The sequence below is a fragment of the Pseudomonas fjordensis genome, from assembly GCF_976987115.1.
In genome coordinates this window covers 2,887,592-2,905,625 of record NZ_OZ336860.1, presented here as the reverse complement: position 1 = coordinate 2,905,625, position 18,034 = coordinate 2,887,592, and the positions used below count along the sequence as shown (strand labels likewise).

Below are 18,034 nucleotides of genomic sequence, written 5' to 3'. Positions count from 1 at the left end.
GGTACGTTTGGGCCGCGGGTGTCCATTTTTGAAACACCTCCCTCGCCTGCATCGCCCGCCGTGTGCGGATTCATGGTTCTGTCACAGGCAGTGTTACATCGCTGAGACAGCGTGAGGCGAGCATGGGCCTATCTCACGCTTTGCGGACTGTTTCAAACCTGAAACAGGGCTGCCATCACTTTGCCTTGCCTTAATCCCAAGCCCTTGAATAACCACATCTAATAGAAAGCGGCACGCCTTCTGCTCCTTCCCTGATAACGCTGTTTAGGGTCAGCGTGAAGAATAAGGACTGCCGCCGTGAACACATTCACACACGCCTCGTCGATAAACGTACTGCTGATCAGCTGCGTGCTCAGTGCCGGTGTCAGCCTGACAAGCCAGGCGGGTGACGGCGTGATCGTGACCGGGCGCACCGTGCAGGGCCATATGTATGGGCGCACCTCGCTGCCCGACCCCTACCCCAACACCGCCAATGCCAACCCCAGCAAAGAGATCAACAACGCTTTGACCGGCGAACTCAGCGACAGGGATATCGGCGGCATCAGCAGTGGCTCCAGCCTCGCCCGCTCCCTCCAGCCCAACGGCAGCCTGTCAGGCCTGGGCGCCACCCAAAACAGCATGTCGACCCTCGGCGCTGGCGCAGCGGCCGGCCATGGTGCGGGCAGCGGCAGCAGCATGGGCGGGCAGATCAGCGACTCGATCCAGCGTGGCATGGCGCCGCTCAACAACCTCGGCAGCATGATGGGGGGCAAGTGATGAAGCGCGCCCTGTTGATAGTCGCCCTGCTGGGCAGCGCCACGGCCATGGCCGACAACACCGCAGTGATCAACAACAGCGGCCAGCAGTACGACGGTGTGCTGTCGATCAACCAGGCCGCCGGCAACCAGCAACAAATGTCCAACAGCCGCGCCATCGCGCTGGGTGGCCAGGCCACCAACGTCGACATTCAGCGCGTCGACGGCAAGGTCGACCCGTCCCTGAACGCCAAGGCAGCGATCCAGGGCAACTCATTCAGCAGTGGCAACGGTGTGCTGGGCATCAACCAGGCGGCCGGGGCTAATAACCAATCCATCAACGCTGTGCGGATCAGCCTCAACTCTGGCCCGCAGAGCATCGATGACAGCGTCCTGTTGCAACAGAACACGACGACGCTGGCAACCGACTCAGGGCTCACCCCCACCACTGGCAGCCGCCAGGTCGTGACCAGCGACCAGGCCTTCACCGGCAGCCGAGGAGTGACGCAGGTGGTCCAGAGTGCAGGGGTGGGGAACCGAGTGGCTAACACCCTGGGCATCACTATCAAGTAACCGCTTGGTAGACGTTCGTTAGACCGTACCAACACTTAACCAACTAATTAGAAGCAAGGAGAAACACCATGAAACCTCAAATGGCTCTGAAACCAATGGTTTTCGCTCTCGCCGCACTCATGGCTGCTGCTGCTCAAGCGGGTGGTTGGCATCCAGCCCCACAACCCACCGGTACTGTGGCCGCTGTCGTCACTGACGTACAAAAAAGCGAACACAACAAATTCGACGATACCAACACCGAGAACAACGCATCAGCCGACAACTCGGTCAATAGCAACAGCGGTAATGTCGGGGTCAACGCACAATCCGGTTCTGGCAACCAGGCCGACAACGCCGGCGCCATCTCCAGTGCAAAAGGCGACTTCGCCACCGTGTTTGCCGTGATCGATGTGGACCAAGGCAGCTCGCATAACAACTTCGTCAACAAAGGCACGCAAAACAACGCCTCCCTGGACGGCTCCATCACCGGCAACTCCGGCAACGTGGGCTACAACGGCCAGGCCGGCCAGGGCAACCAGGGTAAAAACAACCTGGCCATCACCACCGCTGACGGCAAGAACATCGCAGCGGCTTCCAACACCGAGCAGAACTCGCTCAACAACAGCTACCTGAACACGGCCGCCAGCAGCCATGGTTATGGCAAGCCTCAGTACGTGTCCAACAACGCAAGCCTCGACAACTCGGTTAACCACAACTCCGGCAACGTAGGCGTGAACCTGCAATCGGGTGCGGGCAACCAAGGCAGCAACAGCCTGTCGATCGGCCAAGGTTGCAGCGTCTGCGCCAGCGGCGTGCGCTTCTGATCCAACGGGGCCTTGGCAACAAGGCCCTTTTTTATTCCAGTGTCCAACAGGTCATTCGATCATGCGTATCGCGACCCTCACCCTCTTGATGTTACTCACCGGCACGAGCTGGGCAGGCACCATGGCGATTTCCGCCATGCCCGGTGGTGCGGTGATTTTCAAGAAGGTCGAGAGCATTCGCGAGCGCCGGTTCGCCAACCTGGTGGAACAGAAAACCGATTTCAGCTGCGGTGCCGCGGCACTCGCCACCATCCTGCGCCAAGCCTATTGGCTGGACGTCGACGAAGCCCACATCATCAAAGGCATGCTGGTCACCGCCGACCAGGACCTGGTACGAACCCAGGGCTTTTCCATGCTGGATATGAAGCGCTACCTCGAAAGCATCGGCATGCGCGCCCGGGGCTACAAGATCGCGCCCGAGACCCTGCTGACCGTGAAAATCCCCGTGGTGGTGCTGCTGGAAATCCGCGGCTACAAGCACTTCGTGGTGTTGCAACGGGCCGACAAGGACTGGGTGTACATCGGCGACCCCGTACTGGGCCACAAGCGCTATTCCCATGACGATTTCGTCAAAGGCTGGAATGGCATTGTCTTCGCCGTACTGGGCGAGGGTTACGACAAGGCCAACGTCTTGCTCGACCCGCCCCTGCCGCTGACCGCCAAGAGCCAGATGAATGAGTTCCGGCCCGTGGGCGATGCCGAGCTGATGGATTTCGGTTTTATCCAGAGCGACTTCTTCTAGAAGCGCAATAAGGGGCAGGACGCCCCAGGAGCAGCAGATGAACACTTCCCGTTGGCTGACGGTCTTGTGTCTGGCCGCCTCAATGCCTGCTTATGCGTCCTCGGGGTTCAAGCCCATCGAACTCAAGGACGCCGAAATGGCCGAGCTGCGTGGCCGTTACGTGATGCCGGGGCGCATCATCAGCTTTGGCATTGTCATGAGCAGCACCTGGACCAATGCCGAAGGTAGCAACATCACCGGCACGGCCAACATGCAGATCGACAAGAGCACCATTACTCCTCAGTTCTATGTGCAAACCACCGGCTCGACCGGCACTGGCACCCCTCCCAACACGGGCACCGGCAATGTGGTCGGGGGTGCCGGCCTCGGCAGCGGCCAGGGCGTGACCCAAAGTGTACGCACCGCCGGCGATGGCAACGCCGCCTACAACAATGTGGGCATCAACGTCGAGAATGGGGTTACCCCCGCCAATAACCTGCAGTCCGGCCAGGTGCTGGTGGCGGGCGGCACAGTGACCGGCGACAGCGCCGCAGGCCGTGTCAGCGTCTCGGCCAACAGTGGCGGCGTACAGATGGCCATCCAGGCCAATCACAACCAGGGCAACAGCCTGCAACAGATCGGCGCGGGGAACGTGCTGCAAGGCACGGTTTTGACCGGTGACAGCAACCTTGTCAGAAACATCACCCAGATCAACGTAGTCATGAACAATAACGGGCTGAACAACGCCGCGTTGAATTGCAACCTGGATCAACTCAAGGGCCTACGCACGCTCGGTTATTGAACTACGCTGACCCTCGACACTTACGCATTAGAAAAGGACGGCTTATTTCATGCATCGATCGTTATCGCTTCGTGCGGTGGTTTGTTTGAGTACGCTCTTGCCCGCATCCGTGCTGTATGCCGCGCCAGACGCTGACATCGAAACCCTGAAGAAGGAACTGCTGGAACTCAAACAACGTTACGACGTGCAGCAAAAAGCCTTGGCCGTGCTGGAACAACGTGTGCGCCAGGTCGAGGACCAACCGGCAACGCCTGCCCCCAGACGCCTGGCTAAATCACCTGCCGACTTCAAGAACGGCGCTAACACTGTCGCGGCCAGCGGTACGGGCGCAGCCGCAGCGTCCGGTGGGGCTGGCGGGGGTGGTAGCTCCTACGGCCAGGCCCTCAAGGACGACTCGGCCCCTGCGCAAAGTGTGAGCAACCTGTACAACGAAGCCAGCGGCTTTTTCGGCAATGGCAAGTTCAGCGTGGAAACCGGCATCACTTATGCCCGTTATGACGCGCGCCAATTGACCCTCAATGGTTTCCTGGCGCTGGACTCGATCTTCCTCGGCAACATCAACCTGGACCGGATCAAGTCCGACAGCTGGACCCTGGACCTCACCGGGCGCTACAACGTCGACAACCGCTGGCAGTTCGACCTGAACGTGCCGGTGGTATACCGCGAGTCCACCTACCAGTCGGGCGGCGCCGGCAACGACGCCACCGCCACCTCCGAAGGCTCCGTGACCCGAGACCCGACCATCGGCGATGTCAACTTTGGCGTGGCCTACAAGTTCCTCGACGAAACTTCGACCTTGCCGGATGCGGTGGTATCCGTGCGCGTCAAGGCACCGACGGGCAAGGAGCCTTTTGGCATCAAACTGGTCCAGCAACCGAACAACGACAACCTCTACGTGCCCGAAAGCCTGCCGACGGGCAACGGGGTCTGGTCTGTTACACCGGGCATCTCCCTGGTCAAGACCTTCGATCCGGCTGTGTTGTTCGGTTCATTGTCGTACACCCACAACTTTGAAGACTCTTTCGATGACATCAGCAGTCAAGTCAATCAGAAGGTGGGAGGCAAGGTGCGCCTGGGCGACAGCTTCCAGTTCGGGGTCGGCGTCGCCTTTGCCCTGAACGAGAAGATGAGCATGTCGTTCTCGGTGTCCGACCTGGTGCAACGCAAGAGTAAACTCAAGCCGGATGGCGGCGACTGGCAATCGGTGGTGTCCAGCGATGCCAATGCCGGTTATTTCAACGTGGGCATGACGATTGCCGCCTCGGATAACCTGACCATCGTGCCGAACCTGGCGATTGGCATGACCGATGATGCGCCGGACTTTACGTTCAGCCTGAAATTCCCGTATTACTTCTGATTGGCTTGCCTGCAGGCGGTGTGTCAGTTGCTGCATCTGTGACTGCACTACCGCTTTCGCAGGCAAGCCAGCTCCCACATTGGTCATGCATTGCCCACAGAATCAGCGCTTGGCGCAGATCCCCTGTGGGAGCGGGCTTGCCCGCGATGGCGGTGTGTCAGTCACTGAAACTCGAACTGAACCACCGCTTTCGCAGGCAAGCCAGCTCCCACATTGGCCATGCATTGCCTACAGAATCAGCGCCAGGCGCAGATCCCCTGTGGGAGCGGGCTTGCCCGCGATGGCGGTGTGTCAGTCACTGAAACTCTAACTGAACCACTGCTTTCGCAGGCAAGCCAGCTCCCACATTGGTCATGCATTGCCCACAGAATCAGCGCCAGGCGCAGATCCCCTGTGGGAGCGGGCTTGCCCGCGATGGCGGTGTGTCAGTCACTGAAACTCTAACTGAACCACTGCTTTCGCAGGCAAGCCAGCTCCCACATTGGTCATGCATTGCCCACAGAATCAGCGCCAGGCGCAGATCCCCTGTGGGAGCGGGCTTGCCCGCGATGGCGGTGTGTCAGTCACTGAAACTCTAACTGAACCACTGCTTTCGCAGGCAAGCCAGCTCCCTCATTGGTCATGCATTGCCCACAGAATCAGCGCCAGGCGCAGATGCCCTGTGGGAGCGGGCTTGCTCGCGAAAGCGGTGTATCAGTCGCTGCATCTGTGACTGAACCACCGCTTTCGCAGGCAAGCCAGCTCCCACATTGGGTCTACCCGCCCTAGCGGATCTGGTGTTTGTGCAGCAACCGGTAGAACGTCGGCCGGGAAATCCCCAGCACGCGGGCTGCGACACTGAGGTTGTCGCTGTGCCGGTTGAGCACATCGCACAACGCCTGGCGTTCGGCGCGGTGTTTGTAGTCTTCCAGTGTCGCCATCGGTGCCGAAATGACTTGCTGGCCTTGCAGCCCCAGGTCAATCGCCTCGATCTGCCGCCCTTCGGCCAGCACCAGTCCTCGGCGCACGCGGTTGGCCAGTTCACGCACATTGCCCGGCCACGGGTGTTGCCCCATCGCCACCAGGGCCTCTTCGCTAAAACTGCGCGGGCGCCGTCCGGTTTCCTGGCTGTAGAAACGTGAAAAGTGGTTGGCCAGCATCGCCACGTCGCCATGGCGTTCACGCAACGGCGCGGTGACCACTTGCAGCACATTCAGGCGGTAATACAGGTCTTCGCGAAAGGCGCCCTTCTCCACCGCCGCCTCAAGGTTGACGTGGGTGGCGGCCAACACGCGTACATCCACCGGGATCGGCTGGCTGCCGCCGACGCGTTCGATGTGCTTTTCCTGAAGAAAGCGCAACAAGTTGGCTTGCAGCTCCATCGGCAGATCGCCGATTTCATCGAGGAACAGGGTGCCGCCGTTGGCCGCTTCAATACGCCCGATCTTGCGCTGATGAGCGCCGGTAAACGCGCCTTTTTCGTGGCCGAACAGCTCGGACTGGATCAGGTGTTCAGGGATGGCGCCGCAATTGATCGCGACAAACGGCTTGGCGTGCCGCTGGGATTGGCGGTGCAAGGTCTTGGCCACCAACTCTTTGCCCGTGCCACTGTCACCGCGGATCAACACCGGGGATTCAGTCGGCGCCAACTTGGACAACAACTTGCGCAGCTCACGAATGGGGCGGCTCTCGCCCAGCAATTCATGGGGCTCATCCACCGGCGCGTAGCCCTTGCCACGCAGGCGCGCCATGCCGAACGCACGGCCCAGGGTCACCTGCACCCGGGACACATCGAAGGGCAAGGTATGGAAATCGAAGAACCATTCGCAGACAAAATCGCCGACGTTCTGCAAGCGCAGTACATCCTGGCTGAGCACAGCGATCCACTCGGTGCCGCTGCGGCCAATCAACTCCTTGACCGCCTCGGGACGCTCCAAGTGATCACGCTGCAAGCGCAGCAGGCCTACATCGCAGGAGCGCTCACCCACCGCCTCCAAGGCGCAGCTGTCGACTTCCCAGCCGGCGGTGCGTAAACCGGGCAAAAGCCCGTGGCAGTCGTCACAGGGGTCGACCACCAGTAAGCGGCGTTGGGGGGGCGTCGCAATCATGACTGTTCCTTGGCGCCAAGATTATTAAAGTTATTTAGAAACAATAGTTTGTGGCGACTGCTGGTAACCCTAGCAAGATCTTGACGCTGACCTTGTACCCTTTCGCTATAAGTGCGGGCAAAAAGCCATGCCTGTTTCGTAGCGAGCCAGAAGTTGCTCACCAGTGAAAGGCTTATTGCGCTTTCAAAACAGCCGCTTACATGACGTCAATCAGGGAAAGTTAAAATTTCTTGCCCTAGCATGTGACCCGCACCCCACCATCGTGCATCAGTACAAGTAACCCACCGCACGGTCAGCCCAACCGCCGGTACTCACTTGAATGGGCATACAGAGAGAAGACCCAAATGAACGCTCCGCTGCGCATCAACGAAGCTCTTTTGATTGCAGACCGTGCTTTCCAGCCCTTTCAGTGCGTGGCCTGGCACGATGGCGTTGGCGCCCTCAGCCTGAGCGTCATCGACCGTACCAATACCCGCATCGGCAGCAAACAGTTGTCCTCTACTGCCTATACCGACCCGGCCCAACTTGAAAACCTGTTGTTGCAGGCCCGCGCCGAGCTCGATAAAGAGGGTCACCAGTTGCAACACTGGGCAATGCCGAAGTAATTGCATGCAGCAACTTCCAGCCCAAGTAAAACTTGAACTGGAAGTTGTGCAGCCACACTTCGTCGCTTAACGTGCAGCGAGAATAAAACGCTCGAACGCTTCGGCAGCGCCGTCTTCGACATTGCTGCCGGTGACCACATTGGCCTGGCGCTTGACGGTTTCTTCGGCCTGGCCCATGGCAATCGACAACCCCGCCACATGAAACATCGCCGGGTCATTGCCACCGTCGCCAATCGCGGCCGTTTGCGCAAGCGGCACGCCCAGGTGCTCGGCCAGGGTTTTCAAGGCTTCGCCTTTGTTGGCCAGCATCGCAGTCACGTCTAGATACACCGGTTGCGAACGCGACACCTGGGCCAACCCCTGCACTTTCGGCTGCAATTGCGCTTCCAGCTCCACCAACAACTGGGTGTTGTTGCTGGCAGCGACGATCTTGTCGACCCGGTCCAGGTACGGCTCGAAACTCTCTACCACCACCGGCCCATAGCCCAAGCCATCGGCTTCGCGCTGCACCATGGGCCCGGGCGGATCACGGCGCAGCCAGTCGCCATCGGCAAACACCCAGACTTCCACGTCCGGCTCGGCCGAAAACAGCGCCAGGGTGATTAATGCCGCTTCCGCCGGCAGATGGTGGGCAATCAGGATGCTGCCATCCGGGTTGACCAACGTGCCGCCATTGAAGCCCGCCACCGGCACATCAATACCGAAGGTTTCGATCAAATGCCGCATGGCCTTGGGCGGACGCCCGCTGGCCAGGCTGAAAAGCACCCCGGCCTCGCGCATGGCGCGGATGGCATCGGCGGTGCGTTGGCTGAGGCTGTGGTCGGGATGCAATAGCGTCCCGTCCACATCACTGAGGACAAACCGGATGGGTTGAATCGTCGCGTCACTCATCCGAGGCTATGCCAGGCGCGGCCATCGCGGGCCAGCAAGGCATCGGCCGCCGCCGGGCCATCTTCACCCGCCTTGTAGGCCTGGATACCGTCATCTTGCTTCCACGCATCCAGGAACGGCTGCACCGCACGCCAACCGTTCTCGATGTTGTCGGCACGCTGGAACAGGGTCTGGTCGCCGGTCATGCAGTCGTAGATCAGAGTTTCGTAACCCGTCGACGGCTGCATTTCGAAGAAGTCTTTGTAGTCAAAGCCCAATTCGATATTGGCCATCTCCAGGGTTGGCCCAGGCTGCTTGGCCAACAGGTCGAACCACATGCCTTCGTTCGGCTGGATCTGGATCTTCAGGTAAGTGGGCTTGAGCTCATCGACCTCGGTATCGCGAAATTGCGCATAAGGCGCCTGCTTGAAGCAGATCACAATCTCGGTGTCGCGGATGCTCATGCGCTTGCCGGTACGCAAGTAAAACGGCACACCGACCCAACGCCAGTTATCAATCATCACTTTGAGCGCCACAAACGTCTCGGTGCTGCTATCAGGCGCGACGTTGGCTTCTTCGCGATAACCGGGCAATGGCTTGCCGGCGATTTCGCCAGCGGTGTATTGGCCGCGCACGGAGTTGGCCCGCGCATCTTCCAGCGACCAGGGGCGGATCGCACCGACCACTTTGGCCTTCTCACCCCGCACCGCATCGGCGCCAAAGGCGGCCGGCGGTTCCATGGCGACCATCGCCAGCAACTGGAACAGGTGGTTGGGCACCATGTCCCGCAGTGTGCCGGTCTTCTCGAAGAAGTTGCCCCGGGTTTCCACGCCAACGGTTTCAGCGGCAGTAATTTGCACGTGATCGATGTAGTGGTTGTTCCAGAACGCTTCGAACAGCACGTTGGAGAAACGGCTGACCAGGATGTTCTGCACCGTCTCCTTGCCCAGGTAATGATCGATGCGATAGATCTGCTTCTCGCTCATCACCTTGAGCAGGCAGGCGTTGAGCGCCTCGGCGGTGGCCAGGTCGGAGCCGAACGGCTTCTCGATCACCACGCGCCGAAAGCCCTCGTCGGTTTCATTCAACAAGCCGGCACTGCCCAGGCGCTGCACCACTTCACTAAAGAAGCGCGGCGCAGTGGCGAGATAGAACACTGCATTGCCGGTGCCGCTGTCAGCGATCTTGCTGGCGATATCGGCATAGGTGCTGTCGTCGAGGAAATCACCCTCGACGTAGCTGATGCCCTTGGCCAATTGCGCCCACAACGCAGGGTCGAGGGCGTTTTCGGCATTGCCCCGGACCTTGCTGGAGGCTTCGGTACGAATGAAGTCCTCGAGTTTCTTGGCAAAGTCCGCATCGCTGATGGCGTTGTGATCAACGCCGACAATACGCAGGCCATCGCCCAGCAACCCATCGCGGCTCAGGTTGTACAGCGCCGGCATGAGCAGGCGCTTGACCAGGTCGCCATGGGCGCCAAACAGAAACAAGGTGGTGGGTGGAGCAGGTTCGGCCTTGGGTTTCTTGCCGTTAGCGGTCATTTTTTGGAGGTCTCCACATGGCCACCAAAGCCGAAGCGCATGGCAGACAGCATTTTGTCACCGTAGGTGCTCTGCTGGCGGGAACGGAAACGCGCGAACAGCGAGGTCGACAACACTGGAACCGGCACGGCCTGCTCCATGGCCGCTTCGATGGTCCAACGGCCTTCACCGCTGTCGGCCACGGAGCCTGAGTAGCCGTCGAGTTTCGGGTCGGTGGCCAGGGCGTCGGCGGTCAGGTCCAGCAGCCAGGACGACACCACGCTGCCACGACGCCAGACTTCGGCGATGTCGCCAACATTGAGGTCAAAGCGCTGGTCTTCTGGCAGATTCTCCGAGTTCTTGGTCTTGAGGATGTCAAAACCTTCGGCAAACGCCTGCATCATCCCGTACTCGATGCCGTTGTGGATCATCTTGACGAAGTGCCCCGAACCCGCTGGGCCGGCGTGAATGTAGCCCTGCTCGGCACGTGGGTCGGCAGAGGCCGAACGGTCCTTGGTGCGCGGGATGTTACCCAGGCCCGGCGCCAGGCTTTTGAAGATCGGGTCGAGGCGATTCACGGTCTCGGTGTCGCCACCGATCATCATGCAATAGCCACGCTCCAGGCCCCAGACGCCGCCCGAGGTGCCCACGTCCACATAGTGCAGGCCCTTTTCAGCCAGGGCCTTGCCGCGACGCACGTCGTCCTTGTAGTTGGTGTTGCCGCCGTCGATGATCACATCGCCGTCTTCCAGCAGTTCGCTCAGCACGTTGATGGTGTCTTCGGTGGGCGCGCCCGCCGGCAACATGACCCAGACAGCGCGAGGCTTTTGCAGGCCGGCCACCAGCGCTTTCAAGTCGGCGACGCCGGTGGCGCCCTCCTCGCTCAGGGCTTTGACGAAGGCTTCGTTACGGTCGTATACAACGGTGGTATGCCCATTGAGCATCAGGCGCCGCGCAATGTTACCGCCCATGCGGCCTAGTCCGATAATCCCCAGTTGCATGTGCTGATGCTCCTAACTTCTAAAAAATGTGTGACATAGTTTATAGCGCAATGAGGCTAATGAGGGTTAGTCCAGAGCGGATCCGTGTAGTTTCATGACAAAAAAGTTGCCATCGTTTCACCATCACCCCGGCAAAAGTCACACGACCACCAAAAATAAAAAAGTTCCCTTGGCGCGAAAAAGAATTCAAACTTGCTTCCGACTGTTGCCAAAAACCTGTTTTGGCACCGCGATCTACCGGCTATTTGCGAGGTAAGCAATGAGCACAGCACAGATGACCCGTCCGCCACAGACCCTCTATGTCACCATCCGTCGCGATGAACTGCGCCAGTTGAAAGACGAGCGTGATCAGTTGCAACAGGAAGTCCTGCGCCTGCGTTCACACCTTCAAGCCCATCTCGATCAGCCGTCGGATGCCAAGCCTGCGCTGTGCTGAAGCCCGCGCCAGTAGCCTTGTAAGGCAATACCTACAGAAAACTCACAAAGTTTTCACATTCCCCTCTTGATACTCCCGTTCCGCGATGCCGCTCACTTCCTGGGCGGCCCGATGTTGCGCGTCTGTGCGCGACAATCTTTTTCTGATGGGGCGCTGGATGGCGATGTTCAAACGCAGCACGACGACTGCGAAAGGCTTTGATTGGGCCGGCCTTGGCTGGTTATTCCTGTTTTTCTGGTATTTCTCGGGTATTACCCAACTTCTTATCCAACTGACCGGCACCTCAGGCTTCAGTGGCTTCCGCCAGGCCTTCTTCATGAGCGCGCTGTGGCTGGCGCCGATGTTGCTGTTCCCCCGCCGTACGCGCCTGCTCGCCGCCTTGATCGGCGTGGTGCTGTGGGCGTGTTCCATGGCGAGCCTGGGTTATTTCTTCATTTACCAGCAGGAATTCTCCCAGAGCGTCATCTTCATCATGTTCGAGTCGAACATCTCTGAAGCCGGCGAATACGCGACCCAATACTTTGCCTGGTGGATCGTGCTGGCGTTCATTGCCCACACCGCCTTCGCCATCTTCCTGTGGACGCGCTTGCGCCCGGTGTACCTGCCGCGCGGCCAGTCGATCGTGGCAGCCATCGCCATCGTCCTGGCAGTGGTGGGTTACCCACTGGTCAAGCAGATCGCCACCAGCGAAACCATGGAATTGGCCATCGACCGTTTCGAAACCCGCATCGAGCCTGCCGTGCCTTGGCAGATGATCGTCGCCTATCGTCGCTACACCGAGCAGTTGGACAACATGCAAGGCATGCTCACCAGTGCGAGCAAGATCCCGCCCTTGAACAACCTCAAGGACAGCATGGCCGGCCAGCCGTCCACACTGGTCCTGGTAATCGGCGAGTCGACCAACCGCCAACGCATGAGCCTCTACGGCTACCCACGCAACACCACGCCGGAGCTGGACAAGCTGCGCGACCAACTGGCCGTGTTCGATAACGTCATCACCCCGCGCCCCTACACCATTGAAGCGCTGCAACAGGTGCTGACCTTCGCCGACGAAGAAAACCCGGACCTGTACCTCAAGACGCCGTCGATTGTCAGCGTGATGAAACAGGCCGGCTACAAGACGTTCTGGATCACCAACCAGCAGACCATGACCAAGCGCAACACCATGCTCACGACCTTTTCCGAACAGGCCGACGAGCAGGTGTACCTGAACAACAACCGCAACCAGAACGCCCGTCAGTACGACGGCGACGTACTGGCGCCGTTTTCCAAGGCCCTGGCCGATACCGCCGAACGCAAGTTCATCGTGGTGCACCTGCTGGGCACCCACATGAGCTACCAGTACCGCTACCCGCAGACCTTCGACAAATTCACCGACCGCCAGGGTGTGCCGGCGGGTGTCAGCGATGCGCAACTGCCAACCTACAACAGCTATGACAACGCGGTGCTGTACAACGACTTCGTGGTCTCCAGCCTGATCAAGGACTACGCCAAGACCGACCCCAACGGCTTCTTGCTGTACCTGTCGGATCACGGCGAAGACGTGTTCGACTCCGCCGGCCACGACACCTTGGGCCGTAACGAAGGCAAGCCGACCGCGCCGATGTACACAATCCCGTTCATGGCCTACGCCTCGCCAAAATGGCGCGAAAGCCACGACTGGAGCTTTGCCGGCGACCTGCAACGGCCGTACAGCAGTTCCCAGTTGATCCACACCTGGGCCGACATGGCAGGCTTGAGTTTCGACGAACTGGACCACACCAAGAGCCTGGTCAGCGACAGCTTCAAGCCACGCCCCTTGCTGATCGGCAACCCTTACGAAACCAAGCAGAAGGCACTGATCGACTTCAGCCTGATCAAGCCCAAGAAGGCCGACGGCGCCGAAGTGGTGGCCAAGTAAGCCAGGGCCTTATGACGAAAAGATAACAATCTTTCTCGTTTAACCCTGAAGTTGCGCAACTCCTTTCGTCTTTGAACCAAGCCCTCCCTGCCTGGGGAGGTATCAAAGACGACAAGGAGTCTGCAGCGGATGTCGCGCTACCAGTTCGACGAACAGGTTTCGGCGTCGGTCAACGTGAATAACCTCTTTGACAAGAAATACTACGAGCGCGTCGGTTTTTATAACGGCGTGTATTGTGGCGCGCCGCGTTCCGTCACGTTGGCATTGGATTGGATTGGAAGCTGTAGCCGCGTACGTTGAAGCTAACAAAACTGTTAACTTCAACGGCACTTTCAGTTAATTCCCACTTAATAAGATAACGCCATAGTCGCTCCATGATCTGATCACGGAGCGACCGGACACCTATCACTTTTAATGGGAATACCGCGATGAAACTGTCGACCTTGATGCTGGCCAGCCTGATGACCCTGACCTCCGCCGCCGCCTTTGCAGAGGGCGGTGCAGAGCGTTCCAAGGAGTTCTACAACAACTTCAGCTTCATTCAGGAAAAAACCCACGGCAAGGCTGAACAACAAGTTGCCAGTGCCGATGGCAAATCGGTTAAGTCTGAGACGGTTGATCAGACGCAACCGAACAGCTGAGTTAATACTTACTTAATCCGTAGCACCCTGCGCCATTCTGCTCCGTTGGCGAAGGTTTATTGGGCGCCGTTTAATGGCGCCCTTTTTTTGCCGGTTAGTTATTACAACGGTTTATGCCAGAACAGCATTCGCCCATGGGCGGGATCAAACACTGAGTCGTCAAACCCGAACTTGCGGTATGCCGACTGCGCCAGGGCATTACCTTCCAGCACTTCGAGGGTGATCTTGCAGCAACCACGCTGCCGGGCGATTTCCTCGACCTTTTGCAGCATCTTCTGACTCAAGCCCAAGCCGCGAAATTGCTCCTTCACCACCACATCGTGGACGTTGACCAAGGGTCGGCAGGCGAAGGTCGAGAAGCCTTCAAAGCAATTGACCAACCCCGCTGGCTCACCCCCGACAAACGCCAGCACGCTGAACGCGTGGGGGCGCTTGGCCAGTTCGGCGGGCAGTTGCTGCAAGAGATCGGCGGGCAGGCTGTGGCCGCCGCCCATCGGATCTTCAGCGTAATGGTTGAGCAGCAGGCCAATGGCGTCGGCGTGCACGGCGTTGGTATAGCTGGCTTGCAGCACCAGGATGTCTGGGGTGTCCATGTCCTTCCTCGATAGCGACAACCAGGGAATCGTTTCCCTTTGAGAAGGGCGATTGTAAGCGTGGAGTCGGCAGTAGATGAAGGAGATAAGCGACAAATAACTGACAGAAAGTGCGAAGGTTGCGCGCATCAAAGCGCGCAATGAGCCCGCAAGCGGCGATTTTTCCTAGGTGGCGAAGCGTTGCAGTTGCATCTCCTGCAGCCGGCTCAGGGTGCGTCGGAAAGGAAATTCCAGGTAACCATCGGTGTACAGGTGCTGCAACGGCACACGGGCTTCGATAAAGAGCGGCACCTTGCGGTCGTAGCACTCGTCTACCAAGGCGATAAAGCGACGTACGCTGTCATCGTGCACCGACAACTGCGGCAACTCTCGATCCCCCGCCACCACGCGCTCGGCGCCGTCTTCAGTGCCACGGGCAATTCGGCCTGGGCGTTTCTGTGCACTAAGGTTGGGGACGTCTCCCAGCAGGATGGCGCGGAAGCGATCACACAACAGCATGAAATCCATGGCGGCCAGGGGCTGCTCGCACAGGTCCGCATAGCGACACCAAAGCACGGTGTCACTGGCCTGTACCGTCATGATGGTGCGGTGCCCTACGTTTACCGCCCCGCTGGTCACGGTTTGGCCTTGGCTCAATTGCTGGAACACCGCCGCCAGTGCCTCGGGTTGATTCACCCAATAGCGCTGCATGCCCACGCCGGGATGCAAGCGATGATCCTCGCCACCGTCCACGGCCACCACCTGCATATGCTGCTTGAGCGCATCGATGCCCGGCAGGAAACGCTCACGGTTGAAGCCATCGGCATACAACTGGTCGGGCGGCTGGTTGGACGTGCACACCATCACCACGCCTTCCTCGAACATCACCTGGAACAGGCGGCCGAGAATGATCGCGTCCCCGATATCGTTCACAAACAGCTCGTCGAAGCACAGTACGCGCACGGCCTGGCTCAGCTCCCGGGCCAACGCCTGCAAGGGGTCCTGGGTGCCCGTGAGCTGGAATAAGCGCTGGTGCACCCACGCCATGAAGTGGTGAAAATGCTGGCGCCGCGCAGGCACGCGCAGGCTTTGGTAGAACTGGTCCATCAGCCAGGTCTTGCCGCGTCCCACCGGCCCCCACAGGTACACGCCAGCAATCGGTGAACGCCCTTGGTGCAAGGCCTCGTGACAGGCTTGCAGGGCTTGGACCGCCCGGCGCTGGGCGTCGTCGGCGACGAAACCCGGCTGGGTGATGGCATGTTGATAAGCGGCGAGAGGCGAGTCGAAAGTCATGTTGGCCAGTATGACTGATAGACCGTATATGTACTCTGCTTGATCTCACATCCCGGTATAGATATCGACGCAACGTTGGTGCGACGCAGGGCCTGTGGCGAGGGAGCTTGCTCCCGTGACGGCCTGCCTACCGACGCCTATCTACCTGGCACCCCACGATCCAACTGTGGGAGCTGGCTTGCCTGCGATGACGGCCTGACAGTCGCCCCATATCTACCTGACACCCCCACGATCCAACTGTGGGAGCGGGCTTGCTCGCGAAGGCGGCCTGGCAGGCGACACAGTTAGATTGTGTACATATCCATTGCTGCGGTAACGGCTACTTGGGGTTCCGCCCTGACGGCGGGTCACTTTGGAAAAGCCCCAAAGTAACCAAAGGGCTCTTGCCCCACCACTCGGCACCTCGCCTAGGCTCGGTGTGCCCGTAATCCGCCAGTGATTTGGGGGGCCGCCGCCACGCGCCATCCATGGCGCGGGGCGGCTAAACCGGCATCCCTGCCGGTTTACCCCCCAAATCTCTGGCGAATTACGGCCAGCGTGGTTTGACGGGGCGCCTGAGATCAAAATCAAGAGCAGATCAAGAGCGGCTCGCTTCGCATCGTAGTTAGCGTTTGCTGCTACAGCCCATACAGTTGTATCGGGAGCAAGCGGCGTCGCATTAAAGCTACAGGTCAGTGATTTCCTTGTGGCGCGGCACCAGCATCTTCATCACGCTCCAGGCCACCAGGTAAGCCAGGGCGCAGATGGCGAACATGATCATGTAACCGGTATGGATGTCGTTGATGGACTTGTAATAGTCGAACACCCAACCACCGACCTTGGTCATGAGCACGCCGCCCAAGCCACCGGCCATGCCGCCAATGCCGACCACCGAGGCCACGGTTTTCTGCGGGAACATGTCGGACACGGTGGTGAAAATGTTGCATGACCACGCCTGGTGTGCCGAGGCGCCCACGCCGATCAGCAGCACCGGCACCCAGAAGCTGAGGTAACCCAGCGGCTGCGCCAGCAACACCACCAGCGGGAACAGCGCAATCACCAGCATGGCTTTCATGCGCCCGTCATAGGGGGCATCGCCGCGTGCCATGAAGTAGCTGGGGAACCAGCCGCCGCCAATACTGCCGACCATGGTCATGCTGTACAGCACCGCCAGCGGCATCACAATATCGGCACCTTTCATGCCGTATTGGGCAGACAGGTAGGTGGGCAGCCAGAACAGGAAAAACCACCACACGCCGTCAGTCATGAACTTGCCAAAGGCAAACGCCCAGGTCTGGCGGTAGGTCAACAGTTTGAACCAGGAGACTTTCTTCACAGCGGTGCCCGTCGGCGCCGGGGTGAACGGCTGTACGGTCTGGTCGCTGCGGATGTAGGCCAGCTCTTCAGGCGACAGGCGTTTTTGCTGTTCCGGTTTTTGATACACGGCGGCCCACACGGCTACCCACACAAAACCCAGCATGCCGATGACCATAAACGCCGCCTCCCAACCCCACATGCCAGCAATCAAGGGCACACAGATGGGCGCCAGGATCGCGCCGACGTTGGCGCCAGAGTTGAAGATGCCGGTGGCCAGGGAGCGTTCTTTCTTGGGGAAATATTCGGCAGTGGCCTTGATCGCGATCGGGAAATTACCCGCTTCGCCAATCGCCAACACCGCCCGCGAGAGCATGAAGCCGGCAATCGACACTGGGATCACCGCCAGGCCAATGGCACCGCTGACGGCTGCGATGCCCTCGCCCATCGGTACCGCAAACGCATGCATGATCGCGCCGGTGGACCAGATACCAATCGCTACTACATAAGCGGCCTTGGTGCCGATCTTGTCGACGAAGCGCCCGGCAAACAGCATGGAAATGGCGTAGACAAACTGGAACACCGCCGCGATGTTGGCGTAATCGGTGTTGCTCCAGCCAAACTGCGTCGAGAGTTGCGGTGCCAACAGGCTGAGCACCTGGCGGTCGAGGTAATTGACCGTGGTGGCGAAAAACAACATCGCGCAGATCGTCCAGCGATAGCTGCCGACCGCCTGGCCGACACGAAGGGCACTGATGGGCTCGTTCAGATTCATGGCATCACTTTTTATTTTTGTTAGGTAGGACATATGTAACGTCATATGTCG

Annotated in this window: 17 protein-coding genes and 1 pseudogene; 11 read left to right on the top strand and 7 right to left on the bottom strand. The window is 59.4% G+C overall.

The features are described from left to right. The first annotated feature begins 297 nt into the window (after positions 1-297). The 6 genes from fapA to fapF all read left to right on the top strand — a co-directional run bounded on the left by fapA (position 298) and on the right by fapF (position 4,990). Positions 298-756, top strand: coding sequence for a fibril amyloid chaperone protein FapA (gene fapA / locus ACWHXD_RS13065; protein ID WP_032892084.1), 459 nt, complete (start codon positions 298-300; stop codon positions 754-756). After that, a complete protein-coding gene (gene fapB, locus ACWHXD_RS13060; protein ID WP_098951700.1) occupies positions 756-1,307 on the top strand; it encodes a fibril amyloid subunit FapB in 552 nt (183 codons plus the stop codon). Before fapA ends, fapB begins: the two co-directional genes overlap by 1 nt. A gap of 68 nt (positions 1,308-1,375) precedes the next feature. After that, on the top strand, positions 1,376-2,110 hold the full coding sequence (fapC, locus tag ACWHXD_RS13055; RefSeq protein ID WP_032892086.1) for an amyloid-like fimbrin subunit FapC: 735 nt from the start codon (positions 1,376-1,378) through the stop codon (positions 2,108-2,110). Between the two features lie 61 nt (positions 2,111-2,171). After that, positions 2,172-2,852 (top strand): fibril amyloid maturation endopeptidase FapD, encoded by a 681-nt coding sequence (gene fapD, locus ACWHXD_RS13050; protein ID WP_032892087.1) that lies wholly within the window; start codon positions 2,172-2,174, stop codon positions 2,850-2,852. A 37-nt stretch (positions 2,853-2,889) separates the two neighbouring features. Beyond that, the gene (gene fapE / locus ACWHXD_RS13045; protein ID WP_032892088.1) at positions 2,890-3,633 is read left to right on the top strand and encodes a fibril amyloid subunit FapE; all 744 of its coding nucleotides are present in this window, start codon (positions 2,890-2,892) and stop codon (positions 3,631-3,633) included. 49 nt (positions 3,634-3,682) lie between these two features. Further along, entirely contained in the window at positions 3,683-4,990 is a 1,308-nt protein-coding gene (fapF, locus tag ACWHXD_RS13040; protein ID WP_032892089.1) for a fibril amyloid transporter FapF, read from the top strand. Between the two features lie 764 nt (positions 4,991-5,754). Here the strand turns inward: fapF and ACWHXD_RS13035 are convergent. Further along, entirely contained in the window at positions 5,755-7,077 is a 1,323-nt protein-coding gene (locus ACWHXD_RS13035; protein ID WP_032892090.1) for a sigma-54 dependent transcriptional regulator, read from the bottom strand. A gap of 344 nt (positions 7,078-7,421) precedes the next feature. On the opposite strand from ACWHXD_RS13035, the gene ACWHXD_RS13030 reads away from it, so the two are divergent. Next, complete coding sequence (locus tag ACWHXD_RS13030) at positions 7,422-7,682, top strand: hypothetical protein (protein ID WP_032892091.1); 261 nt, start codon at positions 7,422-7,424, stop codon at positions 7,680-7,682. A gap of 66 nt (positions 7,683-7,748) precedes the next feature. On the opposite strand, the gene ACWHXD_RS13025 is transcribed toward ACWHXD_RS13030, so the two are convergent. Genes ACWHXD_RS13025 through gnd form a run of 3 tightly spaced genes read right to left on the bottom strand, consistent with a single transcriptional unit; the run spans position 7,749 to position 11,073 of the window. Next, positions 7,749-8,573, bottom strand: coding sequence for an HAD family hydrolase (locus ACWHXD_RS13025; protein WP_138762586.1), 825 nt, complete (start codon positions 8,571-8,573; stop codon positions 7,749-7,751). Continuing rightward, positions 8,570-10,093 (bottom strand): glucose-6-phosphate dehydrogenase, encoded by a 1,524-nt coding sequence (zwf, locus tag ACWHXD_RS13020; protein ID WP_032892093.1) that lies wholly within the window; start codon positions 10,091-10,093, stop codon positions 8,570-8,572. Before zwf ends, ACWHXD_RS13025 begins: the two co-directional genes overlap by 4 nt. Further along, positions 10,090-11,073 (bottom strand): phosphogluconate dehydrogenase (NAD(+)-dependent, decarboxylating), encoded by a 984-nt coding sequence (gene gnd / locus ACWHXD_RS13015; RefSeq protein WP_003190882.1) that lies wholly within the window; start codon positions 11,071-11,073, stop codon positions 10,090-10,092. Before gnd ends, zwf begins: the two co-directional genes overlap by 4 nt. A gap of 259 nt (positions 11,074-11,332) precedes the next feature. On the opposite strand from gnd, the gene ACWHXD_RS13010 reads away from it, so the two are divergent. From ACWHXD_RS13010 to ACWHXD_RS12995, 4 genes and pseudogenes are all read left to right on the top strand, one after another. Then, on the top strand, positions 11,333-11,509 hold the full coding sequence (locus ACWHXD_RS13010; RefSeq protein ID WP_153475996.1) for a DUF6026 family protein: 177 nt from the start codon (positions 11,333-11,335) through the stop codon (positions 11,507-11,509). Positions 11,510-11,666: 157 nt separating this feature from the next. Beyond that, positions 11,667-13,409, top strand: coding sequence for a phosphoethanolamine transferase CptA (locus ACWHXD_RS13005; RefSeq protein WP_098951707.1), 1,743 nt, complete (start codon positions 11,667-11,669; stop codon positions 13,407-13,409). A gap of 129 nt (positions 13,410-13,538) precedes the next feature. Then, positions 13,539-13,709 (top strand): annotated as a pseudogene (locus ACWHXD_RS13000) (hypothetical protein); the annotation flags it as partial. A 128-nt stretch (positions 13,710-13,837) separates the two neighbouring features. Then, entirely contained in the window at positions 13,838-14,050 is a 213-nt protein-coding gene (locus ACWHXD_RS12995) for a hypothetical protein (protein ID WP_003190877.1), read from the top strand. A 101-nt stretch (positions 14,051-14,151) separates the two neighbouring features. On the opposite strand, the gene ACWHXD_RS12990 is transcribed toward ACWHXD_RS12995, so the two are convergent. The 3 genes from ACWHXD_RS12990 to ACWHXD_RS12980 form a co-directional block, all read right to left on the bottom strand. Further along, on the bottom strand, positions 14,152-14,643 hold the full coding sequence (locus ACWHXD_RS12990; RefSeq protein ID WP_003190875.1) for a GNAT family N-acetyltransferase: 492 nt from the start codon (positions 14,641-14,643) through the stop codon (positions 14,152-14,154). A 165-nt stretch (positions 14,644-14,808) separates the two neighbouring features. Beyond that, positions 14,809-15,915, bottom strand: coding sequence for a cell division protein ZapE (gene zapE / locus ACWHXD_RS12985; RefSeq protein WP_032892097.1), 1,107 nt, complete (start codon positions 15,913-15,915; stop codon positions 14,809-14,811). A gap of 664 nt (positions 15,916-16,579) precedes the next feature. Next, a complete protein-coding gene (locus ACWHXD_RS12980) occupies positions 16,580-17,983 on the bottom strand; it encodes an MFS transporter (protein ID WP_138762585.1) in 1,404 nt (467 codons plus the stop codon). Between the last annotated feature and the right edge of the window lie 51 nt (positions 17,984-18,034).